The organism is Tenacibaculum sp. SZ-18, from assembly GCF_002813915.1.
Lineage (GTDB): Bacteria > Bacteroidota > Bacteroidia > Flavobacteriales > Flavobacteriaceae > Polaribacter.
In genome coordinates this window covers 1,878,064-1,903,677 of sequence record NZ_CP019335.1, presented here as the reverse complement: position 1 = coordinate 1,903,677, position 25,614 = coordinate 1,878,064, and the positions used below count along the sequence as shown (strand labels likewise).

General features: G+C 32.4%; 22 protein-coding genes, 1 other RNA gene and 1 riboswitch. Of the genes, 15 read left to right on the top strand and 8 right to left on the bottom strand.

Translation table 11 applies throughout. From position 1 onward, the window contains the following. Positions 1 to 10 precede the first annotated feature (10 nt). Both cobT and BTO06_RS08615 read right to left on the bottom strand, forming a co-directional pair. The gene (cobT, locus tag BTO06_RS08620; RefSeq protein WP_100924914.1) at positions 11 to 1,042 is read right to left on the bottom strand and encodes a nicotinate-nucleotide--dimethylbenzimidazole phosphoribosyltransferase; all 1,032 of its coding nucleotides are present in this window, start codon (positions 1,040 to 1,042) and stop codon (positions 11 to 13) included. 8 nt (positions 1,043 to 1,050) lie between these two features. Further along, a complete protein-coding gene (locus BTO06_RS08615; RefSeq protein ID WP_100924913.1) occupies positions 1,051 to 1,554 on the bottom strand; it encodes a bifunctional adenosylcobinamide kinase/adenosylcobinamide-phosphate guanylyltransferase in 504 nt (167 codons plus the stop codon). A 100-nt stretch (positions 1,555 to 1,654) separates the two neighbouring features. Between BTO06_RS08615 and BTO06_RS08610 the strand changes: the two genes are divergently transcribed. Both BTO06_RS08610 and BTO06_RS08605 read left to right on the top strand, forming a co-directional pair. Next, positions 1,655 to 2,599, top strand: a complete 945-nt coding sequence (locus tag BTO06_RS08610) for an ABC transporter substrate-binding protein (protein ID WP_100924912.1) — start codon at positions 1,655 to 1,657, stop codon at positions 2,597 to 2,599. A gap of 3 nt (positions 2,600 to 2,602) precedes the next feature. Further along, a riboswitch (cobalamin riboswitch) is annotated at positions 2,603 to 2,796 on the top strand. 49 nt (positions 2,797 to 2,845) lie between these two features. After that, the gene (locus BTO06_RS08605; RefSeq protein WP_198517149.1) at positions 2,846 to 4,783 is read left to right on the top strand and encodes a TonB-dependent receptor plug domain-containing protein; all 1,938 of its coding nucleotides are present in this window, start codon (positions 2,846 to 2,848) and stop codon (positions 4,781 to 4,783) included. Positions 4,784 to 4,867: 84 nt separating this feature from the next. Here the strand turns inward: BTO06_RS08605 and BTO06_RS08600 are convergent, their stop codons facing one another. From BTO06_RS08600 to BTO06_RS08585, 4 genes are read right to left on the bottom strand one after another with little or no spacing between them, the layout of a single operon-like run. Next, positions 4,868 to 5,380, bottom strand: coding sequence for a DUF7935 family protein (locus BTO06_RS08600; protein WP_100924910.1), 513 nt, complete (start codon positions 5,378 to 5,380; stop codon positions 4,868 to 4,870). An 18-nt stretch (positions 5,381 to 5,398) separates the two neighbouring features. Next, the gene (locus BTO06_RS08595; RefSeq protein WP_100924909.1) at positions 5,399 to 6,667 is read right to left on the bottom strand and encodes an amidohydrolase; all 1,269 of its coding nucleotides are present in this window, start codon (positions 6,665 to 6,667) and stop codon (positions 5,399 to 5,401) included. A gap of 1 nt (position 6,668) precedes the next feature. Then, positions 6,669 to 7,385, bottom strand: coding sequence for a DUF3307 domain-containing protein (locus tag BTO06_RS08590; RefSeq protein WP_198517148.1), 717 nt, complete (start codon positions 7,383 to 7,385; stop codon positions 6,669 to 6,671). After that, a complete protein-coding gene (locus BTO06_RS08585; protein ID WP_100924907.1) occupies positions 7,385 to 7,999 on the bottom strand; it encodes a SatD family protein in 615 nt (204 codons plus the stop codon). The genes BTO06_RS08590 and BTO06_RS08585 overlap by 1 nt, the downstream gene beginning before the upstream one ends. 225 nt (positions 8,000 to 8,224) lie before the next feature. Here BTO06_RS08585 and BTO06_RS08580 point away from each other — a divergent pair, with 225 nt between their 5' ends. The 3 genes from BTO06_RS08580 (at position 8,225) to murA (ending at position 12,581) form a co-directional block, all read left to right on the top strand. After that, positions 8,225 to 10,549 carry an ATP-dependent helicase gene (locus BTO06_RS08580; RefSeq protein WP_100924906.1) on the top strand — a complete coding sequence of 775 codons (2,325 nt, stop codon included), beginning with the start codon at positions 8,225 to 8,227 and terminating at the stop codon, positions 10,547 to 10,549. Between the two features lie 88 nt (positions 10,550 to 10,637). Continuing rightward, complete coding sequence (locus tag BTO06_RS08575) at positions 10,638 to 11,267, top strand: DUF4290 domain-containing protein (protein ID WP_100924905.1); 630 nt, start codon at positions 10,638 to 10,640, stop codon at positions 11,265 to 11,267. Continuing rightward, positions 11,268 to 12,581, top strand: coding sequence for a UDP-N-acetylglucosamine 1-carboxyvinyltransferase (murA, locus tag BTO06_RS08570; protein WP_100924904.1), 1,314 nt, complete (start codon positions 11,268 to 11,270; stop codon positions 12,579 to 12,581). 72 nt (positions 12,582 to 12,653) lie between these two features. Here murA and BTO06_RS08565 read toward each other — a convergent pair whose 3' ends face one another. Both BTO06_RS08565 and BTO06_RS08560 read right to left on the bottom strand, forming a co-directional pair. Then, a complete protein-coding gene (locus BTO06_RS08565; RefSeq protein ID WP_100924903.1) occupies positions 12,654 to 12,857 on the bottom strand; it encodes a hypothetical protein in 204 nt (67 codons plus the stop codon). Between the two features lie 156 nt (positions 12,858 to 13,013). Then, positions 13,014 to 13,520 carry a hypothetical protein gene (locus BTO06_RS08560; RefSeq protein ID WP_100924902.1) on the bottom strand — a complete coding sequence of 169 codons (507 nt, stop codon included), beginning with the start codon at positions 13,518 to 13,520 and terminating at the stop codon, positions 13,014 to 13,016. Positions 13,521 to 13,703: 183 nt separating this feature from the next. Between BTO06_RS08560 and BTO06_RS08555 the strand changes: the two genes are divergently transcribed. From BTO06_RS08555 to BTO06_RS08515, 10 genes are all read left to right on the top strand, one after another. Then, a complete protein-coding gene (locus BTO06_RS08555) occupies positions 13,704 to 14,267 on the top strand; it encodes a nucleotide exchange factor GrpE (protein WP_100926756.1) in 564 nt (187 codons plus the stop codon). A 76-nt stretch (positions 14,268 to 14,343) separates the two neighbouring features. Continuing rightward, entirely contained in the window at positions 14,344 to 15,468 is a 1,125-nt protein-coding gene (gene dnaJ, locus BTO06_RS08550) for a molecular chaperone DnaJ (RefSeq protein WP_100924901.1), read from the top strand. Between the two features lie 154 nt (positions 15,469 to 15,622). After that, an RNA gene (gene rnpB, locus BTO06_RS08545) (RNase P RNA component class A) lies at positions 15,623 to 15,930 on the top strand. Between the two features lie 258 nt (positions 15,931 to 16,188). Continuing rightward, positions 16,189 to 18,966, top strand: a complete 2,778-nt coding sequence (locus BTO06_RS08540) for a bifunctional aconitate hydratase 2/2-methylisocitrate dehydratase (protein WP_100924900.1) — start codon at positions 16,189 to 16,191, stop codon at positions 18,964 to 18,966. Positions 18,967 to 19,098: 132 nt separating this feature from the next. Beyond that, positions 19,099 to 21,366 carry an aconitate hydratase gene (locus BTO06_RS08535; protein ID WP_100924899.1) on the top strand — a complete coding sequence of 756 codons (2,268 nt, stop codon included), beginning with the start codon at positions 19,099 to 19,101 and terminating at the stop codon, positions 21,364 to 21,366. Positions 21,367 to 21,456: 90 nt separating this feature from the next. Continuing rightward, positions 21,457 to 22,830 (top strand): YfcC family protein, encoded by a 1,374-nt coding sequence (locus tag BTO06_RS08530; RefSeq protein ID WP_232731540.1) that lies wholly within the window; start codon positions 21,457 to 21,459, stop codon positions 22,828 to 22,830. Between the two features lies 1 nt (position 22,831). Next, a complete protein-coding gene (gene argE / locus BTO06_RS08525; RefSeq protein WP_100924897.1) occupies positions 22,832 to 23,980 on the top strand; it encodes an acetylornithine deacetylase in 1,149 nt (382 codons plus the stop codon). A 230-nt stretch (positions 23,981 to 24,210) separates the two neighbouring features. Next, positions 24,211 to 24,384, top strand: a complete 174-nt coding sequence (locus tag BTO06_RS18455; RefSeq protein WP_157811784.1) for a hypothetical protein — start codon at positions 24,211 to 24,213, stop codon at positions 24,382 to 24,384. A 57-nt stretch (positions 24,385 to 24,441) separates the two neighbouring features. Further along, the gene (locus tag BTO06_RS08520; protein ID WP_100924896.1) at positions 24,442 to 25,125 is read left to right on the top strand and encodes a peptidoglycan DD-metalloendopeptidase family protein; all 684 of its coding nucleotides are present in this window, start codon (positions 24,442 to 24,444) and stop codon (positions 25,123 to 25,125) included. After that, entirely contained in the window at positions 25,115 to 25,582 is a 468-nt protein-coding gene (locus BTO06_RS08515; RefSeq protein ID WP_100924895.1) for a DUF6495 family protein, read from the top strand. Before BTO06_RS08520 ends, BTO06_RS08515 begins: the two co-directional genes overlap by 11 nt. The last annotated feature ends 32 nt before the right edge of the window (positions 25,583 to 25,614 follow it).

Sequence of the window (25,614 nt, the reverse complement as noted above, 5' to 3'; positions counted from 1 at the left end):
AACAAACTTATTAATTAGCTTCAGAAACATTTGCGCTTTTAAAAGTTGCCATTTTATTTAAAAATGCAATTGCAGATTGAATTATAGGAAATGCAACTGCAACACCAGAACCTTCACCTAATCTCATTCCTAAATTTAATAATGGAGAAACCTTTAAATGATCTAACATTATTTTGTGTCCTTGTTCGCCTGATGTATGCGAAAAAATGCAGTAATCAAGAATGTTCTTATCAATATAATAAGCAGCTAACAAAGCAGAAGTCACAATAAATCCGTCCACTAGAATAGTCATATTTAATGAAGCAGCCTGAAGCATTGCACCACACATCATTACAATTTCAAATCCTCCAAAATGTTGTAAAGCATCCTCTGAACATTTAATATTTGGAGTATGTAAATCGTAAACATTACGAAGAATTTCTCCTTTTTTGTTTACTCCTTTATCATCCAATCCTGTTCCTTTACCAACACAATTCTCAATAGGTGTATTTGTGAAATAACTTAATAATAAGGAGGCAGAGGATGTATTACCAATTCCCATTTCACCAAAACCTACAATGTTAGAGCCATTTTTATATAAATCGGTTACAATGGTTTTCCCTTTGTTTAACGCTTCTTCTAACTGTAATTTCGTCATGGCAGGTTTTTTACTGTAATTAAAAGTACCTTTTGCTACTTTATAATTTAACAGTGCAGTATGTCCATCAAAATCAGCATTAACACCAGCATCAACAATTTTCAAATCGATATTATTCTGATTACAAAAAATATTAATGGCTGCGCCGCCTTGTAAAAAGTTGAAAATCATTTGTTGAGTCACTTCTTGTGGATAAGGACTTACAGGTTGGTCTTGTACAATTCCATGATCTCCAGCAAAAACTAGAATTGTTGGCTTTGATAGTGATGGAGATAGTGTATTTTGGATAGAACCAATTTGTTTAGCAATAGTTTCTAAAGTTCCTAAAGAACCAATTGGTTTAGTTTTGAAATCAATTTTTTCTTGGAGTTCTTTAATTAATTCGGTTGATACAGGTTGAATCATGTAGTGGTTTATTTTAAAGTTAAAGGCAATCCTGAGACCATAAAAATTGCTTTATCAGCTGTTTTAGCTATAAATTGATTTATCCAGCCTTGAAGTTCAGTAAACTTTCTACCAGATTCGGTTTGAGCGTGTAATCCCATTCCTATTTCATTAGATATGATTATAATGGTTGCATTTAACTTAGATAATTGAGATATTTCTTTCTTTGCTTGAATAAGGCATTCTTCAATATTATTGTTCGTATCCATGAAAAAGTTTGTTAGCCATAGAGTTACACAGTCAATCACAACGGTTCCATTATCAGGAATTACCTGGCTAATCAGCTTCTCTTCTTCAATAGTTGTCCAACGTTCATCTCTATCCGTAACATGTCTTTTAACTCTTGTTTTAAAATCTTCGTCCCAAATTCTAGAAGTTGCCAAATAGTAAGGTGTATCTGATAGAGATTCAGCTAATTGTTGTGCATAATTACTTTTACCTGAACGTTCACCACCAGTAATATAATAGATCATTTTAAAGAAAAATTTATTTACAACAAAGATTAGAAAGATTTTTTACAAAAAGAAAATTTTACTTTAGATCTCGTATTTTTGTAGTGTTAAATTTGATTTTATGAAAGTATCTTCTTTTATGCCTGCGGTAACGCAAATGATATATGATATGGGATTACAAGATCATTTACAAGGAATAACTTTTGAATGCCCTAAGATTGCTCTGAATGAAAAAGAAGTGGTGGTGAAGTATAAATTAGAAGGACAAAATTTAATGAGTGAAGAAATCAACACTATTTTTTCAAAGACAAAGGCAGAAGGCGGGACTTTATATTATGTGGACGAGCCAGTTTTAGAGTCTATAGCTCCAGATTTAATTTTTACGCAAGATGTTTGTGATGTTTGTCAAATAGATACAGAATCAGTTGCGAGATCTGCTTATAAATTGCCAAAAGTTCCTGAATTGATCTCAATAACCCCAAATTCGTTAGAAGATGTTTTTGATAATGCACTAACTGTGGCAAAAGCAATGAATCAGGAAAATATCGGTATAAATTACGTTGCAAAACTAAAGAACAGAATTGCCGATATTGTAGATGTTCAAAGAGCGCACAAAATTCAATCGAAAAATATCCTGCTGATTGAATGGATTAATCCTTTGTTTAATTGCGGTCATTGGATTCCTCATCAAATTGGATATGCAGGAGGTATTGATTTATTAGCACATCCTTCTGGAGATAGCATAGTTATTTCTTGGGATAAAATAGTAAAGTATGATCCCGAAGTTTTGATTATTGCTCCGTGTGGTTATGGAATTAATCGAACTATGGAAGACATGCAATTTCTGATAGATAAACCCAATTGGAACAATTTACGAGCTATTAAAAATAAACAGGTTTATATCGCCGATTTTGCTATGTTTACCCAATCTTCTGCAAGAACTTTAGTAGATGGAATTGAATGTTTAGCAGCTATGATTCATCCAGAACACTATACACTTTCTGAAGATTTGAATGTTAAATTCGCAAATTATCATGATTTATTAGCTAGTAATTTACAATTATGATATACATTTGCTCTAGATTTTGGTTTTATTCTAGTTTTTATTGGGATAAATTAAAAGGGAATTCGGTTAAAAACCGAAGCTGTACCCGCAACTGTAAGCTATAAAGCTTGTAACTAATTACTTTTTACCACTGCGAAAAGCGGGAAGGTGAGTTACAAGACGCGAGCCAGGAGACCTGCCAACAATTTTTTGATAACAAGCCTTCGGGAAAAGGGGATGTTAATCATTTTTAATCAAATTAACAAAATGAAAAAACAATTTGTAGTATTAGGCGCATTGGCGTGCCTATTTACGAAAGTTAACTCGCATGCACAAGAAACAGAAAAAAGCGAGGAGTTGGATGAAGTAGTAGTTACCGCTACGAAGTTTAAAATTAAAAAAGAAAACACTGCCAAAGTAATTCAAAAAATTACTCAGGAAGAGATTAAAAACAATCGGGGTAAAACTGTATTAGATCTTTTAAATAATATTGTTGGTGTCGAAATTAGAGGAGCAAATGCAAATGCAACTGAAATTAGATCAACTTATATTCGTGGAGGTAGAGGTCGTCAAGTTTTAGTATTAATTGATGGAGTACCAGTTTCAGATCCTACGGGAATTAGTCAAGAGTACGATTTACGTTTGTTATCGTTAGATCAAATTGAAAGTATAGAAATCTTAAAGGGAGCTTCTTCAACTTTATATGGTTCTGGAGCAGCAACAGGTGTAGTCAATATTACATTAAAGAAATCATCAAAAAGTAAAATTAAAGGAAGTTTCGAAACCAGTTTTGGAACAAATAACGATGCAAATGTTACCAATGATATATTTTCTGAATTACAACAAAATGTAAACGTTAATGGAACTGTTGGTAAATTAAACTTTTTAACTTCTTTCGGTTTAAGAAGTGTAGAAGGATTATCGGCGGCTAAAAATGAAACAAATACTGCTTTCGAAAGTGATGATTATTACAGTAAAAATGGAGTTTTAAAATTAGGATATAATTTTAGCGATTCATTTACTACTGAGGCATTTTTAAATTATGATGAGTTCGATTATGATTTCGATGCAGGTGCTTTCGCGGATGATGCAATAAATGTTGGAACAACTGAGCAATTGAGAATAGGAGTAAAGCCAAGTTATAAATACAATTCAGGAGAAGTATATTTATTGGCTTCTTATAACGAGTCAAATAGAAATATCGATATTTTCAGTTCATTCTCTAGTACAATAGATAAAAGTGAGTACAAAGGGAAAAGTTATAATATAGATTTAGTAAACAGATATAGCATCAATAATTTATTTCAAGTTATTACAGGTTTAAATTATCAAGAGCATTCAAATAATACAGTTACGCCATTTAGTAATATTAGTGAAGATGTTGCTAATTTCAATACTATAGACCCTTACGCATCTTTTGTGTATACTTCTGAATACGGATTAAACATAAATGTTGGAGGTCGATTAAATATTCATAGTGAATATGGAAGTAATTTTGTTTATGATTTAAACACTTCTTATAATATTTTAAGAGATAAAGATTTATCATTAAAGGCATTAGCTTCTTATAGTTCTGCATTTATTGCTCCTAGTACATTTCAATTATTTTCAATTTACGGAAACGTAGATTTAGATCCAGAAACTAGTAAAACCATTGAAGCTGGGCTAGAATTAAACTTTGATAAAAAGTATACTTTCGAGGCTGTTTATTTTGATAGAACACAAGATGATGCCATTGTGTACCAAAGTATTACAACTGCACCTTTTGGAGTATATCAGAATTCAACAGAAACAATTGATGTTAATGGTGTTGAAGTGTCGTTAGATGCAAAGCCAATTGACATGTTAAGAATCAATTTAGGATATACATATACTGATAAGAATATAGATGTCGATTACATTCCTACACATAAGTTTGTTGGTAACTTAGAGGTGAAGCCATTAAAGAATACATTCGTTTCAGTTGTTTATAGAAATGTAGGAGAACGTCCTGCTAGTTTCTTTAATTCAACAACATTTACTACTGAAACGGTTACATTAGATAGTTATTCATTAGTAGATTTTAATGCAAATTATACATTCTTCAAAGATAAAGTAACTGTATTTGGATCTGTTACAAACTTATTAAATGAAGATTACGACGATATTTTAGGGTATACTACTCGTGGAAGAAATTTCAGAGTAGGATTAAGGTTACAGTTATAGCTTATAATTGATATTTTAAACCAAAGAGAAAGTCTAGAATCTTTCCAAAAGAAAAGGTTACATCATTCGATGTAACCTTTTTGCTTATATAAGTCTCTTAACTTGTTGTTTTATAATTGCAATGGCAGTTTCTGTCGGACTTTCAATTTGTGAATAATCAATTAATAAATTTTCTCGTAGATCTTTGGCGCTTTCACTTGATTCTGCTGTAGTTCTGATTTTATTCACAATAGATAATTTGGATCCAAGAACAGCTGTCCACGCATCTTCATGAACATATATTTGCTGTACTAAATTGTGTTCAAATTCTTGTTCCATGTTTGCAATAAGTAAATGTGCGTAGCTATCAGTATCGGTACCAATTGGGTTAACTCTTGTTAATAATTTTGCAGGATTAATGCGTTCGCAATACAAAAGTAATCGTTCATAAGCCTGAAGTTTTAAAGGTAAGCTTTCCTTTTTCTTTTGAATAAGTGCTTCAAACTTTTTTTCGTTTTCATCTCTTTGTAAAAAAGCACTAAACATAAAGTAAGCAACACCTCCTGTAACCAAAGCAGGTAAGGCAAAAGCGAGTCCTTCAATTATTTTATCTTCCATGTATTCAAATCAATTGGATTAATTATTTAAAAAATCTAAAGTTAATTGTGTCATTGTTTTTACACCTAGTAACATTCCACTTTCATCAATTTGAAAATCTGGGGTATGATGAGGATATGGATTGTTATTTCCGATAGTTTTTCCTCCTAAAAAGAAGTAAAAACCTGGTATTTCTTTTTGAAAGAATGAAAAGTCCTCCGCTCCTGTAATGGCTTTTATTAAATGTACATTTTCTTTACCTGCAACATTTTGAAGAGTAGGAAGGACTTGTTTTGTTAATTCAATATTATTGTATGTTATCGGATATCCTTTTTCAATTTCAATGGTTGCTTCTGCTCTGTATGACTTCGCAATTGCAGGGACCATTTCTTTCATTCGATCATTAATTTGTTTTTGCATTCCATAATCTAGAGTTCTAATCGTACCGATCATTTCTGCTGATTCAGGAATGATATTACTTCGAACTCCAGCGTCTATTTTACCTACGGTAATAACAGCACCTTCATTGGTTAAATCAACTTCTCTACTGATAATAGTTTGTAAAGCATCAATAATTTTAGCTGAAATCATAATCGGATCAATACTAGCCCAAGGTCTGGAACCGTGCGATTGTTTTCCTTTTACTTTTATTCGGAAAGTTTGTGAAGCAGCCATGATTCCTCCAGGTTTGTAAGTTATTGTGCCTACATCTTGCCCAGAAGAAATATGTAAACCAAAAATTGCATCCACATCAGGGTTTTTAAGAACTCCTTCCTTTACCATTAATTCCGCACCTCCCTCTTCTCCTTCTGGTGCACCTTCTTCTGCAGGTTGAAATATGAATTTTACAGTTCCATTTATTTTGTCTTTGTTTTTTGTTAAAACTTCTGCAACTCCCATTAAAATTGCTATGTGAGTGTCATGGCCACACGCATGCATAACACCAACTTCTTTACCTAAATAAGTTGACTTTACATTAGATTTAAACGATAAATCGTTTCTTTCAATTACAGGTAAAGCATCAATATCTGCTCTTAAGGCTAAAACTTTGCCTGTTTTTTTTCCTTTCAAGATTCCAACAACACCTGTTTTAGCAACATTTTCCTGTGTTTCAATACCAAGAGATTTTAAATGTTTCGCAATCTTTTTAGCTGTTTCGAATTCTCTATTTGAAAGTTCTGGGTTTTGATGGAAATCTCTTCTCCATTCAATTACTTTTTGTTCAATTACTTCACAATCTTTATTTAGTTCTTGTGAGAATGACGTAATTGATATTAGAAGAAATAAAAGGGCTTTATATTTTTTCATGTTAAAATAGTTGAATTACTTTTTTATAAATAAGTCCTGTTAGGATGGCTAATCCAAAACTAATTAATGTACCTATCAGAATATATTCGGTAAGTTTTCTGTCTTTTGCAGTCGTTAAATCACCAAATCTAAAAATGGATTTTGCCGCTAGTAAAAAACCGACGCCTTCCCATTTATCAAATATAACAAACATAAAAACGAATAAACGTTCTAATATTCCTATATATTTTCCTGCTTCTTTTAACGATTGCTTGTGATCAAGTTTGTCTTTTTCAGGTTCCCATTGTTTTACAATAAGTTGAATTAAAATGGGAGCAACAAATACAATGAATAGAACAGCAGTGATGAGAAGTAATACTTGTTCAGTAAATATTTTTGAAAAATCAACTTTAAAAGGTTTTGTAATGTAAGTGGCAAATGCTAAAAAGAATAAGTGTAGAATTTGATCTCCTAAAAATAAAATATTGCTTTTTACTTTTTTATGCAGATATAACTTAGTTAAGTCAATTAAATAATGCGATATAACAATAACAACAAAGCCTAACCAAAAATTTTGATGAAGTAAAGTAATAATTAATAGGAGCGCGGAATGAACACCAATATGTGCATAAAGTTTATATGATTTAATTTTAAATTTTAGTTTGTTTTTAACCCATGAAGTAGGTTGAAAAACAAAGTCACCTAAAATGTGAGCTAATAGTAATTGAATGAAAAGCATTATGGTTGGTTAATTTTTTCGTCGATTTTTTGTCTATAGTGTTGTTCGAATTTAATGATTTCTTCAAATCCTGAGCGTTTGCCTCGTTTACTGATTCCCGCTTGTGAAATGTTAAGTAAGTTTCCTAAATCTTTTTGAGTTGATTCTGGGTTTTCAATAGAAACACTTACGAATTCAGCAGAATTTGCGGTCCAATAATCCATAGTTAGTAATGCTAACGGAATCGAAATATTAAATTCATCATCAATGGCTTTCCATGGACTTTTAATTGCGATACTTTGTTTTTTCAGCAGATGATCAAACGCATAACCCGAATTGATAAAAACTTCTCCGTTAGATTCAGTAATCCTTTCTGCATCAAAATTTTTCTCGCCAATTCCAATTGCTAATCTAACGTCTAAACCATTAATTTGTTTTATAGAGGCTTTAATTCTAATACATATCAGTAAAGCAGCTTCAGGAGTTGTTTGTAATTGAAAGCTGTCACCTCTATAAATTTCCCAGTATTTCGGTGTACTGTTTACAGAAGCAAGTATTTTTTTTAAATTTGACAACCATTTATTTGCTGGTTCATTTCTTGAGTTGATAATATCTCCAGTAATTACTGCAATCATGATAGATCGATTTTAGGTAAATATATATTTTTTTTATAACCTATAAAAGTTATTTTTAAAATTATAACCTTATAAGGTGATATTTGTCTTTATTCCTTTTAAAAGGAATACTTTAATCGAGTTTTATGAAGAATAAATTGTGAATAAAAAGTAACTTTTTATAATGAGCAAAGTAGAAATAATGGTTAATTTAACATTTTTGAATACTTATCAAATTTATTTTCTTTGAGTGCTTATTTAGAACAACTTAACGAACCACAGAGATCGGCTGTACTGCAAAAAGATGGCCCAATGATTATTATAGCAGGAGCGGGTTCTGGTAAAACAAGAGTATTAACATTTAGAATAGCTCATTTAATGGAACAAGGAGTAGATTCTTTTAATATTCTAGCTTTAACGTTTACCAACAAGGCAGCTCGCGAAATGAAAGATAGAATTGGTAAAGTCGTAGGATATAGCGAAGCGAAGAATTTATGGATGGGAACTTTTCACTCTGTTTTTGCTCGTATTTTGAGATCTGAAGCAGATAAATTAGGATATCCATCAAACTTTACAATTTATGATACACAAGATTCTGTAAGATTAATTACTTCTATTATTAAAGAAATGAATCTTGATAAGGATCGATATAAGCCAAAGCAAATACTAAGTAGAATATCTTCATTTAAAAATAGCTTAATTACTGTTCGTGCATATTTTAATAATTCTGATTTACAGGAAGCAGATTTAATGGCTAGCAGGCCAAAAATGGGAGATATTTATAAAGAATATGTAGATCGTTGTTTCAAATCAGGAGCAATGGATTTCGATGATTTATTACTTAGAACAAATGAACTTTTGGCAAGGTTTCCTGATGTATTGGCTAAATACCAAAATAGATTTAGATATATTTTGGTAGATGAGTACCAAGATACTAACCATTCACAGTATTTAATTGTAAGAGCACTGGCAGATCGTTTTCAAAATATCTGTGTAGTGGGAGATGATTCACAGAGTATTTACGCCTTCCGTGGAGCGAATATTCAAAACATCTTAAACTTCCAGAAGGATTATCCGGATGTAAAAACTTTCAAGTTAGAACAGAATTATCGTTCAACAAAGAATATTGTAAATGCTGCAAATTCCGTTATTGCTAAAAACAAAACCAGGCTAGATAAAGAAGTTTGGACGGCAAATGATGAAGGTGGCTCAATAAAAGTTATGAGAACCATTTCTGATGGTGAAGAAGGTCGTTTTGTTGCTCAATCAATTTTTGATAATAAAATGAATAACCAACTCACAAATAATGAGTTTGCCATTTTATATAGAACCAATGCACAATCCAGAGCAATGGAAGATGCTCTTCGTAAAAAAGATATCAAGTATAAGATTTATGGAGGTATTTCATTCTATCAAAGAAAAGAGATTAAAGATTTACTTTCTTATTTACGTCTTTTAATCAATCCAAATGATGAAGAAGCATTAAAAAGAGTAATTAATTATCCAGCTAGAGGAATTGGTCAAACAACAATTGATAAATTAACGATTGCGGCCAATAATTATAAAAAGTCAATTTTTGAAGTAATTCAAACATTACCGCTTTTAGATGTAAACATAAATGCGGGTACTAAAACGAAACTGGAGAATTTTGCAAATATGATTCAGCGTTTTCAAATTGAATCACAAACAAAAAATGCTTTTGAGGTTGCAGATTTAGTAGTTAAACAAACGCAACTTGTTAAAGATTTGCAGAAAGATGGAACTCCTGAAGGAATCAGTAAAGTTGAAAACGTACAGGAACTATTAAATGGTATTAAAGATTTTATTACCGATAAAATTGAGGCTGGAGAAGACGCTTCTTTACCAATTTTCTTAGAAGATGTGGCTTTAGCTACCGATTTTGATTCTGATAAAAAGGATGAAACACCACGAGTGTCTTTAATGACTATTCACTTAGCAAAAGGATTAGAGTTTCCTTATGTATATATTGTTGGTCTGGAAGAAAATTTATTTCCGTCAGCAATGAGTATGAATACAAGAAGTGAACTAGAGGAGGAGAGAAGATTATTTTATGTTGCTTTAACCAGAGCAGAAAAACAAGCATATTTGTCCTACGCCCAAACACGATATCGTTGGGGTAAATTAACCGATGGAGAACCAAGCAGATTCTTAGAAGAAATTGATGATCAATATCTAGAATACATTTCTCCAAAACTTCCAGAGCCTTCGGTAAACAGATTTATTGATGCTGATTTATTTGATGACTCACCAAAGAAGATTCGTTTTCAAAAGCCTATTCAGAAGAAAAGAAAAGAATTCATGACGAAAAAGTCTACGGATTTAATTCCTCCGAAGGGTAAAATGAAAAAAGTTTCTGAGCTAAGTGGTAAAACAAATTTATTTGATGGAGAAGTTGTAATCGGAAATATTGTAGAGCATAATAGATTTGGAAAGGGAGAGGTGGTTGGATTAGAAGGGAAAGGACCAAATAAAAAAGCAGAAATTCAGTTTGCAACGGCTGGTAAAAAGAAATTATTATTACAATTTGCAAAATTAAAAGTGATAGGATAATTGTATTAAAAGGTTTGAAAAAGATAAGTAATCAACCATAAGTAATAACTAATAATTAATCCTTACTTTGCAATAAATAAAAATGAATATGACGTTTGATTTAGAATATAATTCAGGAAGAACAAAACTAATTATCCCAGAATATGGGAGGCACATACAAAAATTGGTAGATCATTGTGTAAGTCTACCTTCAAAGGAAGAAAGAAACACAATGGCAAAAGCAATTATCGATGTAATGGGTAATTTGCAACCTCATTTAAGAGATGTTCCAGATTTTAAGCATAAATTATGGGATCAACTACACATCATGTCTGATTTTAAATTAGATGTTGATTCCCCCTATGAACAGCCATCCCAAGAAGAATTAAGAGAGAAGCCACAACCTTTACCATATCCGAAATCCGCATCGAAATATCGTTTTTATGGAACAAATATTCAAACAATGATTGATGTTGCATTAACTTGGGAAGAAGGTGAGATGAAAGAAGCTTTGGCTTTTACAATAGCAAATCATATGAAAAAGTGCTATTTAAATTGGAATAAGGATAATGTAGATGATGATGTTATTTTTGATCATTTATATGAGTTAACTGATGGAAAAATTAATTTCAAAGGAAGAGATGGAGAGTTAGTAGATGCAAAAAGTATTCAAAGAACAAGAACATCTCAGGGAAAGAAAAAAACAACAAATAAAAATTCTAAAAACAGAAAAAAATAAATGGCATCATTTAAAATTGAAGGAGGACATAAGCTGAAGGGAAAAATTACTCCGCAAGGTGCAAAAAATGAAGCTTTACAAGTAATATGTGCTGTTTTATTAACTCCTGAAAAAGTTGTGATCAATAATATTCCAGATATTATTGATGTAAATAAATTGATTTTTATTTTAGGTGAATTGGGGGTTAAGGTAAAAAAACTTGGTGATAATTCATATAGTTTTCAATCAGATGAAATAAAATTAGACTATTTAGAAAGTTCTGAATTTAAAAGAGATGGAAGTTCTTTAAGAGGATCAATTATGATTGTTGGTCCATTGTTAGCTCGTTTCGGAAAAGGATATATTCCTCGTCCTGGTGGAGATAAAATAGGTAGACGTCGTTTAGATACACACTTTGAAGGGTTTATTAATTTGGGAGCAAAATTCCGCTATAACAAAGAAGAGTACTTTTACGGAGTGGAAGCTTTTAACGGTTTAACAGGAACCGACATGTTACTAGATGAAGCCTCGGTAACAGGAACAGCTAATATAATTATGGCTGCTGTTTTGGCTAAAGGAACGACAACTATTTATAACGCAGCTTGTGAACCGTATATTCAACAACTTTCTAAAATGTTGAATAGCATGGGAGCAAAAATTTCTGGTGTTGGTTCGAATTTATTAACTATTGAAGGTGTTGAGAGTTTAGCTGGATGCGAGCATAGAATTTTACCAGATATGATTGAAATAGGTAGTTGGATAGGTATGGCTGCTATGACAAAATCTGAACTAACAATCAAAGATGTAAGTTGGAAAGATTTAGGTCAGATTCCTAATGTATTTAGAAAACTTGGAATTAATCTAGAGAAGAAAGGTGATGATATTTATATCGCTGAACAGGAAAGCTACGAAATCCAAAATTATATTGATGGTTCTGTTTTAACTGTTGCAGATGCTCCTTGGCCTGGATTTACTCCTGACTTATTAAGTATTGTTTTAGTGGTTGCTACTCAAGCTAAAGGAACAGTATTAATCCATCAAAAAATGTTTGAAAGTAGATTGTTTTTTGTAGATAAGTTAATCGATATGGGAGCAAAAGTAATATTATGTGATCCACATAGAGCAACCGTTATTGGTCATGATTTCGAAAGTCAGTTAAAAGCAACGAAAATGACGTCACCTGATATCAGGGCAGGAATTTCATTATTAATTGCAGCTTTATCTGCCAAAGGAACAAGTATTATTAATAATATAGAGCAAATTGATAGAGGATACGAAAGAATTGTTCCAAGACTTCAAGCTTTAGGAGCAAAAATTGAAAGAATAGAAGATTAATTAAATTAATCATAAAGAAAGAAAAGGCATCTGTTTTTTACAGATGCCTTTTTTGTTTGTAAAGTTTACTTTTTACATTGTTTCTTCACAAGTGTAAACCTGAGGACAGGCCATAAGTTTATGGCAGTATAATGGACCAGTAACTCTTCCTGCGCAATCACATCCGCATTTACTTAAATCTCCATAACCGATTAAATCGATTCCACCGTTAACTTCTTGTTGTTGTGCTTTACTTAATAAAGTAGCACCCGAAACATTTAAAAATGATTTTTTCATAATTTCCAAAAAGGTACTTTTTAAAATTAATATTTGATTTAACTTATGTAAAAGTACTGATGTAAAGTCTTACAAAAATGACATGCATTTAAATTAAATGTTAAAAAAAACGACCCAAATATTAGGTCGCTTGTAAAACTTTAAAAGTAAAATTTTCTATTTTTTTGTAGTGTCAGACTCTTCCTTTTTGTGTTCTTCCAACATTTTAGAATCTTCAGACTTTATCATTTCATGATCTTTTAGCATCTTCTTATGTTCATCAATCATTTCTAAATGTTGTTTCTTTAATTCTTCATGATCTTTAGTCATTTCCTCAAGACTAATTTTCCCTGAAGCGTGTTTTTCTTCCAGCGCTTTATGGTCAGCAATTAACGCTTTATGTTTTTCAACAAGTGTTGAGTGTGAGTTAAGTATTGTGGCATGCTTCTTTTCGTTAGCCAAATGAAGAGAATCATTTTCCGTGTCCTTGTGAGCGCTAATCATTTTTCCATGATCGTCACTCATTTCGGAATGATTTTTTTCAAGTTCTTCATGGGTTTTCATCATTGTTTCATGTTCCGCTACTAAAGCTTTATGTTCAGGACTTTCAGCAGGATTTTTCTTACATGAAATAATAATTAACATTAAACTTGCTGCAAAAACTTTTGAAAAAGTTGTTTTCATAATTAGGGGTGTTTTATTTAATTGATGTACAATTTACTAAAAAAAAAACAAAGAATCCTATAAAATGGCCATACGTGAAAATTAACGGATATCATTTTTTTAAAATGTCAATATGACATTAATTGGGTGTTGGCAGTATTCTTGCTAACTATGATTGAGATAAATACAAAGAAATTATTTACAATGAGTAAAGACGAATATACTAAGGAAGACGAAATAAAAGATGCTATTGAGAATGATGATTTGAAGGTAAAGCCTGAAGGAGCAGAAGCAGAAGGTAAAAATTCAAAGAAAGATGAACCTACTACTGAGGAATTAATTCAAGTAGAAAAAGATAGATATTTACGTCTTTTTGCGGAGTTCGAAAATTATAAAAAACGAACAACTAAGGAAAGAATTGAGTTGTTTAAAACCGCAAATCAAGAATTAATGACAGTTTTACTGCCAATTTTGGATGATTTTGAAAGAGCTCTGACACATATTGAAGATGATAAAGAGGCAGAGGAATTAAGAAAAGGTGTGTTATTGATTTACCAAAAATTGCTTAAAACTCTTGAGCAAAAAGGTCTAGTTTCTATTGAGGTTAATCAAGGTGATGTTTTTGATGCGGATACACATGAGGCAATCACTCAAATTCTTGCGCCATCAGAAGATTTAAAAGGAAAGATTATTGATTGTGTAGAGAAGGGATACAAATTAGGAGATAAAATTATTCGTCACCCAAAAGTGGTAGTGGCTCAATCATAAAGATAAACAATGTATATTGATTATTAAATACCTAACAAGTGTTTAACGGCAAATTGATCATTGAGAATTAAAAAACATGGCAAAACAAGATTATTACGAAATATTAGGAGTTTCTAAGTCCGCTAATCAGTCGGAAATAAAGAAAGCGTATCGTAAGATGGCAATCAAATATCATCCTGATAAAAACCCTGATAACAAAGAGGCTGAAGAGAAATTTAAGTTGTGTGCTGAAGCTTACGAAGTTTTAAGTGATGAGCAGAAAAAAGCACGTTATGATCAATTCGGACATGCTGCATTTGAAGGCAATGGCGGCTTCGGCGGCGGCGGTGGTATGAATATGGATGACATATTCAGTCAGTTCGGTGATATTTTTGGAGGTGCCTTTGGAGGCGGCTTTGGTGGTTTTGGTGGCGGAGGTCGCCGTCAAGCTAGAGTTAAAGGAGGTAACTTACGAATAAGAGTAAAACTTACTTTAGAAGAAATAGCCAAAGGTGTTGAAAAGAAAGTAAAAGTAAGACGTAAAGTTCAAGCTGACGGAGTTACATATAAAACTTGTCCAACTTGTAATGGGTCAGGTCAAGTTATGAGAGTTACGAATACCATTTTAGGAAGAATGCAAACTGCTACTACTTGTAGTTCTTGTCAAGGAGCAGGAGAAATTATTGATAAAAGACCAAGTGAGGCGGATTCACAGGGAATGGTAATGAGAGAGGAAACAGTTTCAATTAATATTCCTGAAGGAGTAACTGAAGGAGTACAACTCAAAGTAGGAGGAAAAGGAAATGAAGCACCAGGAAAAAACTCTATTCCAGGAGATTTGCTAGTACTCATTGAAGAAGTTCAACATGAAAGTTTGAAAAGAGAAGGTAGTAATATTCATTACGATTTGTATATAAACTTTTCAGAAGCTGTTTTAGGAACTTCAAAAGAGATAGATACAGTTACTGGAAAAGTTAAAATTAAAATTGATGCAGGAACACAATCTGGAAAAATTTTAAGATTAAAAGGAAAAGGATTACCAAGTATTGAAAGGTATGGAAATGGTGATTTTCTGATTCATATTAATGTATGGACACCTCAGGAATTGAATAAAGAACAAAGGAAGTTTTTTGAATCAATGTTAGGAGATGATAATTTTTCTCCTAATCCTCAAAAATCGGATAAATCATTCTTCGAAAAGGTTAAAGATATGTTTTCATAAAAATTCAAAGTTTTTTCTATTTTTTATTGTCACATGGAAAAAATATAATATATTTGTTCCATCTAGAAGACGTTCTAGATACTTTTTCTTTTTCATAGCAATTTTCCCACTCAATCTTTGAGTGGGTTTTTTTATAAAGAAATTTTTAAAATATTAAGCAGATCAGTCTTATCGCTAGAGTTACTAAACTTTAGAGGAAAGTCCGGACACCAAAGAGTAAGTATAGCGGATAACATCCGTCCAGTGTAAACTGAGGACAAGTGCAACAGAAAGAATGTACAGGTAATGCTGTAGTGAAATCAGGTAAACTCTATGCGGTGCAATGCCACGTATATTAGAGCTCGAGTGCTACTCGCGCGATTCTAAGGGGTAGGCAGATAGATTTTATGAGTAATCATAAACCTAGATAAATGATAAGAACTTTTTAAGTTACAGAATCCGGCTTATTGATCTGCTTTTTTACTTATCATCCTTATTTAGAATCAGTTTAAGTAATTACTCAGTAGTAAAGCTCTGTCATAATTGTAAAATTACTAATATTTTAACTTTTTTAATGTTGTAAAATGGGTTTTTTATTGAAATTAACTGTTTTAACTATTGAATGTTTACTTTTTTTGAAGTTTCATTGTTTATTTTCGAAATATTAGCTAAAGTCGTACTTTTGCCTGGCTGATATTGACGAAAACAATTTCACAATAGCCACTAATATTAAAAAGATTTATGAACACTTACAAAGATTACATTCAAGAAATTGAAGAGAGAAAAAGTCAAGGTTTACATCCAAAACCAATCGATGGAGCGGAATTATTAAGTGAGGTAATTGCACAAATAAAAGATCCTAACAATCCAGAAAGGAAAGATTCTCTTCATTTTTTTATATATAATACTTTACCAGGAACAACTAGTGCTGCTGATGTAAAAGCTAAGTTTTTAAAAGAAATCATTTTAGGAGAAACTGTAGTAGAAGAAATTTCTTCTGAGTTTGCTTTTGAGCAGTTATCTCATATGAAAGGAGGTCCTTCTGTTGATGTACTTTTAGATTTAGCATTAGGTAATGATGCTACAATTGCGATTGAAGCAGCAAAAGTGTTAAAGACTCAAGTGTTTTTATATGAAGCTGATACCGAACGCCTCGAGGATGCAATGAAGTCTGGAAGTGCTATTGCTAGGGAAATTATAGAGAGTTATGCACAAGCTGAGTTCTTTACAAAGTTACCAGAGATTGATGAAAAAATAGAAGTTGTAACTTATATAGCAGGTGTTGGAGATATTTCTACAGATTTACTTTCACCAGGTGCAGATGCACATTCAAGATCAGATCGTGAGTTACACGGTCAATCTATGTTTGAGCATAATAAAGAAATGCAAAATGAATTGTTAGCATTACAGAAACAACATCCAGATAAACGCGTAATGCTAATTGCAGAGAAAGGAACAATGGGAGTTGGTTCCTCTAGAATGTCAGGTGTAAATAACGTTGCATTATGGACAGGAATTCCTTCTAGTCCTTATGTACCTTTTATCAATATAGCACCGGTAATTGCTGGTACAAATGGAATTGCTCCAATTTTCTTAACTACTGTTGGTGTAACTGGAGGTATTGGAATTGATTTAAAAAACTGGGTGAAGCAGAAAGACGAGAATGGTAATACTATCGTTGATGAAGAAGGAGATCCAATATTAAAAGAGGTGTATTCTGTTAAAACTGGTACAGTTCTTACGATTAATACTAAAGAAAAGAAATTATACAACGGAGATAAAGAATTAAAAGATATCTCAACTGCATTAACTCCTCAAAAGATGGAGTTTATTAAAGCAGGAGGTTCTTACGCAGTAGTTTTTGGTAAGAAATTGCAAACTTTTGCTTGTAAAGTTTTAGGAATTGATGTTCCTCAAGTATATGCTCCTTCTAAAGAAATTTCTATTGAAGGTCAAGGATTGACGGCTGTAGAGAAAATTTTCAATAGAAACGCTGTTGGAAATACTCCAGGTGTTACATTACATGCGGGATCAAATACTCGTGTAGAAGTTAATATCGTAGGATCTCAAGATACTACAGGATTAATGACTTCTCAAGAGTTAGAAATGATGGCAGCCACTGTTATTTCTCCAATTGTAGATGCTGGGTATCAATCAGGATGTCACACAGCTTCTGTATGGGATGACAAGTCTAAGGCTAACATTCCAAGATTAATGAAGTTTATGAATGACTTCGGTTTAATCACAGGACGTGATCCTAAAGGAGTTTATCACGCAATGACTGATGTAATTCACAAAGTATTAAACGACATTGCTGTTGATGATTGGGATGTTATTATCGGTGGAGATTCTCATACAAGAATGGCAAAAGGTGTTGCTTTCGGAGCAGATTCTGGAACAGTAGCTTTAGCATTAGCAACAGGTGAAGCAACAATGCCAATTCCTGAGTCAGTTAAAGTAACTTTCAAAGGAGATATGGTTCCTTACATGGATTTCCGTGATGTGGTTCACGCTACACAACAACAAATGTTAGATCAGTTTGAAGGAGAGAATGTATTCCAAGGAAGAATTATTGAAGTTCACATCGGTACGTTAACTTCTGATCAAGCCTTTACATTTACAGATTGGACTGCTGAAATGAAAGCTAAAGCCTCTATCTGTATTTCAGAAGATGAAACATTAATCGAATCATTAGTAATTTCTAGAGATCGTATCCAAATTATGATTGATAAAGGAATGGATAATGAAAAGAAAGTATTACAAGGTTTAGTAGATAAAGCTAACAATCGTATTGCTGAATTAGAATCAGGAAGCAGATCTGCTTTAAGACCTGATGCTGATGCTAAGTATTATGCAGAAGTTGTTATTGACTTGGATAAGGTTGTCGAGCCGATGATCGCTGATCCAGATGTAAATAACGAAGATGTTTCTAAACGTTATACCCATGATAATATTCAACCTTTATCTTTCTACGGAGGAACAAAGAAAGTTGATTTAGGATTTGTTGGATCATGTATGATTCACAAAGGCGATATGAAGATTTTAGCTCAGATGTTAAAGAACATTGAAGCTCAACAAGGTGAAGTTAAATTTAATGCTCCATTAGTTGTGGCACCTCCAACATACAATATTGTTGATGAGTTGAAGGCAGAAGGCGATTGGGATGTTCTAGCAAAGTATTCTGGATTTGTATTTGATGATGATGCACCAAAGGCTACAGCACGAACAAAATACGAAAACGTATTATATTTAGAACGTCCAGGATGTAACCTTTGTATGGGGAACCAAGAAAAAGCTGAACCAGGAGATACTGTAATGGCTACTTCAACTCGTTTATTTCAAGGTCGTGTTGTAAGAGATTCACAAGAGAAAAAAGGAGAATCTTTGTTATCTTCAACTCCGGTAGTTGTATTATCTTCAATTTTAGGAAGAACTCCAACATTACTGGAATATCAGGCTGCTGTTAAAGGAATTGTATTGACTAAATTTAAGCCTTCGGAAAAGCTTTTGGTTGTATAAATCGAAACTTTTAATAAAATTTACAAGCTCAAGTTTAAAGACTTGAGCTTTTTTTTTGGAGTAAACTGAGAACAATATTCTATTTTTTTTTTTACTAACTTAGTAAGACTGATTAAAAACAACTCAAATTTTATGGCTTTCGATATAGAAATGATAAAAATGGTTTACAGTAAAGTAGTTGAAAGAGTTGATATTGCTCGCAAAATTATTGGTAGACCCTTAACTTTAGCAGAGAAAATTTTATACGCACACCTTTGGGATGGAGCTCCAACAAAAAATTTTCACAGAGGAAAGGATTATGTTGATTTTGCCCCAGATAGAGTAGCTTGTCAGGATGCAACCGCACAAATGGCTTTGTTACAGTTTATGCAAGCGGGTAAGTCAAAAGTTGAAGTTCCAACTACAGTTCACTGTGATCATTTGATACAGGCGAAAAATGGAGCGAGTAGTGATTTGCAAAATGCATTAAATACAAGTAATGAAGTTTTCAATTTCTTAGAATCGGTTTCAAATAAATACGGAATTGGATTTTGGAAGCCTGGAGCAGGAATTATTCATCAAGTAGTTCTAGAAAATTACGCCTTTCCTGGTGGAATGATGATCGGTACTGATTCTCATACTGTTAACGCGGGAGGATTAGGAATGGTCGCCATCGGAGTGGGTGGAGCGGATGCAGTTGATGTAATGGCTGGAATGCCTTGGGAATTAAAATTCCCCAAATTAATTGGAGTAAAATTAACTGGTAAATTATCTGGTTGGACAGCTCCGAAAGATGTTATATTAAAAGTTGCAGAAATCTTAACTGTTAAAGGAGGAACAGGAGCAATAGTTGAATATTTCGGGCCTGGAGCAACATCAATGTCTTGTACAGGAAAAGGTACTATTTGTAATATGGGAGCGGAAATTGGGGCGACAACTTCCACTTTTGGTTATGATGAGTCTATGGAACGTTATTTACGTGCTACGGATAGAGAAGATGTTGCAGATGCAGCAAATGAAGTTGCCAGTTATTTAACTGCAGATCCTGAAGTATACACTAATCCAAAGCAGTATTTTGATCAGGTTATAGAAATTAATTTATCAGAATTACAACCATTATTAAACGGGCCATTTACACCAGATTTATCTACTGGAGCTGGTAGTGATATGACTCAAAAGGCAAATGCTAATGACTGGCCATTAAAAGTGGAGTGGGGATTAATCGGATCTTGTACAAATTCTTCATATGAAGATTTATCTCGTGCTTCTTCTATTGCTCAACAGGCATTAGATAAAGGATTAAAAACCAAAGCGGAATTTGGTATTAATCCAGGATCGGAGCAAGTTCGTTATACTGCAGAAAGAGATGGAATTCTTGATGTATTTGAAAAGTTAGATGCTACCATTTTTACAAATGCTTGTGGACCATGTATTGGTCAGTGGGCGCGTTATGAAGATCCAAAAAATGCTCCCAAAAATAGTATCGTTCATTCTTTTAATAGAAACTTTGCAAAGCGCGCTGATGGTAATCCGAATACACACGCATTCGTTGCTTCACCAGAATTAGTTGCCGCAATTGCAATAGCAGGAAGATTAGATTTTAATCCGATAACTGATAAATTAATCAATGAGAATGGAGAAGAAGTAAAGTTAGATGAGCCAAAGGGTTGGGAATTGCCTCCAAAAGGTTTTGAAGTAAAAGAAAACGGATATATTGATCCTGTTAGTGATGGAAGTAATGTAGTAGTTTCAGTTAATCCTAATTCTGAACGTTTAGAATTATTAACTCCATTTGCACCAATCGGTAATGAGATAAAAGGAGCGAAGCTATTAATCAAGGCTTTTGGAAAATGTACAACAGATCATATTTCTATGGCTGGGCCATGGTTGCGTTACAGAGGGCATTTAGACAATATTTCGAATAACTGTTTAATTGGAGCCGTAAACGCTTACAATAAGCAAACCAATTTTGTTAAGAGTCAAATTGATGGAGAATATGATGCAGTTCCCAAAACTCAAAGAGCTTACAAAGCAGCTGGAATTCCAACTGTAGTAATTGGTGATCATAATTATGGAGAAGGTTCTTCTCGTGAACATGCGGCAATGGAACCTCGTCATTTAGGTGTTGTGGCGGTAATTGTAAAATCATTTGCACGTATTCACGAAACTAACCTAAAGAAACAAGGAATGTTAGGTCTAACTTTTGATAATGAAACTGATTATGATTTAATTCAGGAAGATGATACATTCAATTTTTTAGATTTACATGAATTCGCTCCTGGAAAACCATTAGCAATAGAGGTTGTTCATGCTGATGGTAGTAAGGATACTATTAAAGTAAATCATACGTATAATCAAGGTCAAATAGAATGGTACAATGAAGGTTCAGCGTTGAATTTGATTAAAAAACAAAACTCTTAAACTTCGAAAGCTCAAATATTATAAAAGAAAGTGCAGTAATTAACTGCACTTTTTTATTTTTGGAAAATATGTATGTTTTAAATCATTCTCTTGAAAAATATTAAAATCCCGCACGCTTTAACTTTATTATTTCTAATAATTTTATTGGTGTCAGCACTTTCTCATAAAATACCAGCTGGTAAGTTTGAACGTATTTTTATAGATGGGAAAAATACAGTAGTCCCAAACTCTTATACTAAAATAGAGAGTTCTCCAATTGGCTTTTTTGATATATTCAAGGCAATTCCTTTAGGTTTTCAGACGGCTGTGAATATTATTTTTATTGTTTTAGCCGGAGGAATTATGTTTGGAGTAATTGAGAAATCAAAAGCTATTGAAAATGCTGCAGGTACAGTGGTAAGAAAATTGGGAAATGAAAAAAAATATCTTATTGTAGTATTAATTACATTTTTTTACGGAGCGTTAGGTGTTTTTGTAGGTTATGAGCATAATATCGCAATGATTCCAATTGCTTCTGTATTAAGTATTGCAATTGGAGGTGATTTAATTTTAGCTGCAGGAATTTCGGTAGCGGCTGTTACAATTGGTTTTGGTTTATCGCCAATCAATCCATACACTGTTGGAATAGGTCATAAATTGGCAGAACTTCCTTTGTTTTCAGGTGCATTATTAAGAACAATATTATGTATTACAGCCCTATTTATTCTAGCAATGTACAACATTCGTTATTTAAAGAAAATATTAGATTCCCCTTCCAAATCATTGGGGAAAGGCTTAGATCAAAGTGGAATTCAATTGTCTAAACCAATATCCGAGTATAGAATTAGTGTAATAAACATTATAGTCTTACTGATATTTTTTTGTGGTTTAGGAATCATAGTCTATGGTGTTTTTAAACATAATTGGTATTTTATCGAGTTATCAGCTATATTTTTAATTATTTCAATTTTAGTTGGATTAGTAACTCGAATGAATCAAAATACATTTAGTGAAACAGTCCTAAAGTCCGTTTCTAAAGCGGCTCCTGGTGCATTTATGGTTGGTTTTGCAACGACTATAAAAGTATTGATGGACATGAGTAATATTGGTGACACAATTTCTTATGAAATGTCGAATATCCTGAAGGATTTACCTCAATTTTTTGCAGCTGTTGGAATGTCTATTTCACAAGGTATTATCAACTTGTTTATTCCTTCTGGAAGTGGGCAAGCCTTAGCAACATTACCCGTAATGATTCCATTAGGTGAAGTTTTAGGATTAACTAGACAAACAACAATATTAGCATTTCAAATAGGTGATGGAGTTACAAATTTGGTAAATCCAACTTTAGGAGGGTTGATCGGAATGCTTAGTATGTGCAGAGTTCCATTGAACAGATGGTTCAAATTTATTTTACCGTTAGTGATAATAATATTAGTACTTTCATGGACGGTTTTAACAATTGCTACTTTTATAAATTATTAGAATGACAGCAAAAGAGATATTAGCAAAACTTGTTAGTTTTGATGTATTAAGTAAACAAAATAATCTTGATTTAGTAAACTGGATTACGGACTATATAAAACAGTATAACATAGAGACTGTTTACGTTTACAATGAAGATAAAACTCAGGCTTCATTGCATTGTAGAATTGGACCGGCAGTAGATGGTGGGATAATTCTTTCTGGACATACAGATGTTGTTCCTGTAAAAGGACAACCCTGGGATACTAATCCTTTCGAACTTATAGAAAAGGATGGAAAGTTATATGGAAGAGGCGCCTGTGATATGAAAGGTTATTTAGCTTGTTTTTTATCCGTTTTACCTAAGATGGTAAAGGCAAATTTGTCTGTTCCAATCTATTTTGCCATTTCTTACGATGAAGAAATAGGTTGTTTAAGAGCACCAGAGTTAGCAGAGCATATCAAGTCTTATTATTCTGAAAATCCTAAGTATGCAATTATTGGAGAACCTTCACTGATGCAACCTATTGTTGGTCAAAAAGGAGTTTTATATGTTGAAACAAAGGTAAATGGAAGCCAGGGTCATAGCAGTAGAATTGAAAAAGAAGTTAGTGCTATACATGAAAGTACTAGGTTGATTTTATGGCTTGAAAATAAAATGAAAGAGTTAGCTTCTAACACAAGAAATGAATCTTTTTTACCACCTCATTCAACATTGCATGTCGGTCAAATAAAAGGAGGAATTGCTACAAATGTTGTTGCTGGAAGTACAGTTTTTCAATGGGATGTAAGATCTATTCCTGAAGATAGTATAACCGATATTGTGAATGATTTTCAAGAGTATTGCAACGAGCTTCAAGAAGAGAAAAGAAAGCTTTTTTCTGACTTCAAAATTGAAAATGAATTGTTGCATCCACCTGTGCCTGGACTACAAACAGATGAAGATGCATCTATAGTTGAGTTAGTTTCAGAAATATCAGGTAATAATACTCCTAGTTATGTTGCATATGCAACCGAAGCAGGACAATTTGCTGAAGCTGGTTTTGAAAGTATAATTTGTGGCCCAGGTTCAATAGAACAAGCACATAGAGCTAATGAATTCGTTTCAATTGAGCAATTGAACCTTGGTGTTCAAATGATTGAGAATTTAGTTGTGAAAATTAGTAAATAACCATGTGAAAATTTCTATCAGTTTTTTTCTTAGTACTGACACTTACCTCGTTTTATGATAATGTTAACAAAATAGACTTAGGAATTTTAAATCGGAGGCCATTTATTTTTACTGTTTACGAAATAGCTAATGATGTTTCAGGAATAACTGTAACAGGAACACCTATTGGAGCTAATAGTTCTTTTATTGTAACAGATGATAAGGGTAATTTTTTAGGTTTACCACCAACAATGGCAGCATTAGAAAGTGTAAACTTTGATGGAGCAGGAGTAGGAGAATGTTTAATCTGGTATATTCGTTATGAAGATGGGCTAGAAGGGCTAGAAATTGGAAGAAACGCCAGTGATTTAAAAGGATGTTTCGATCTTTCAAATTCGATGACAGTTAATAGAGACTATTTATAATTTCGAGTTTTCGAAGTACAGTTGGTTTATCTGAATGCACTTTTTTATTTTTACGAAATGATAGAGTTTTTAAATACTATTTCATCAAAAGCTTTAAAAGTTGTTGATGACAATATTTCGTTAAAAGAGTATGTGCCAATTTCAATATCAGCTGAAAATAAAGCGTTAGCCTCATTTGATGTTTCATCGTCTTCAGAATGGGAGTTATTTTTAGATGAATATTTAAAAAGTAAAAGAGCAAAAGTTGCTTTTGGCGGTTATATTGAAGAGAGAGATATTTATAAAAGAAGCACATATTTCAATGCAAATAATGAAGAGGAAAGAAATATTCATCTTGGTTTAGATTTATGGTGTGATGCAGGAACAAAGGTCCTTTCGGTTTTGGATGGTGAAATCCATAGTTTTAAAAATAACTTAAATCATGGTGATTATGGTCCAACAATTATTGTAAAACATGATATATACGAAAAAGAATTTTACTCATTATATGGTCATTTATCTGTGGAATCTTTAGATCATATTAAAGTTGGTCAGAAGGTAAAACAAGGTGAAGTAATAGCTACTTTAGGAAAGAGTGAGGTAAATGGAGATTATGCTCCTCATTTACATTTTCAACTTATTATAGATATGGAAGATTACATTGGAGATTATCCAGGCGTAACTTCTAAAAAAGATCTTGATTTCTATAAAAGAAATTGTCCAAATCCAAATTTACTCTTAAAATTGTCAAATGAAATATAGACAATTAACAAAGGAGCAGTTTGAATCGTTACATGAGGAGTTTTCAAAGTTTTTGGCTACTCAAAGTATCGATGTAAATGAATGGACAGCCATAAAAAATGATAACCCATCTTTAGCGGAGGAGGAAATGAATTTGTTTAGCGATGTAGTTTGGGAAGATGTTTTAACAAGAACAAAATATTTAGAGCACTTTTCTCCACAAACAATTAATTTGTTTAAGTGTAATGATATTGAAATGAAAAGAATTGTTATCAAAGTAAATAAGGATATTGATTTATTATCAGAAAATGGTTACTATTGGTTAATAGAAAACTATAATAATCAGGAAGTTTCGTTTTTACAAGGTTCAAAAAAGTATTCAGAAGAAAGGAATCTTGAAATTTTTGATCTTATAGAAAAAGGCAGCTCTATTTCTAACGGTAAATTATTTGATTTTTTTGAAAAAATTATTAGTTAATTTTCAACAAAATTTAGTTTTGGTCATAGTTT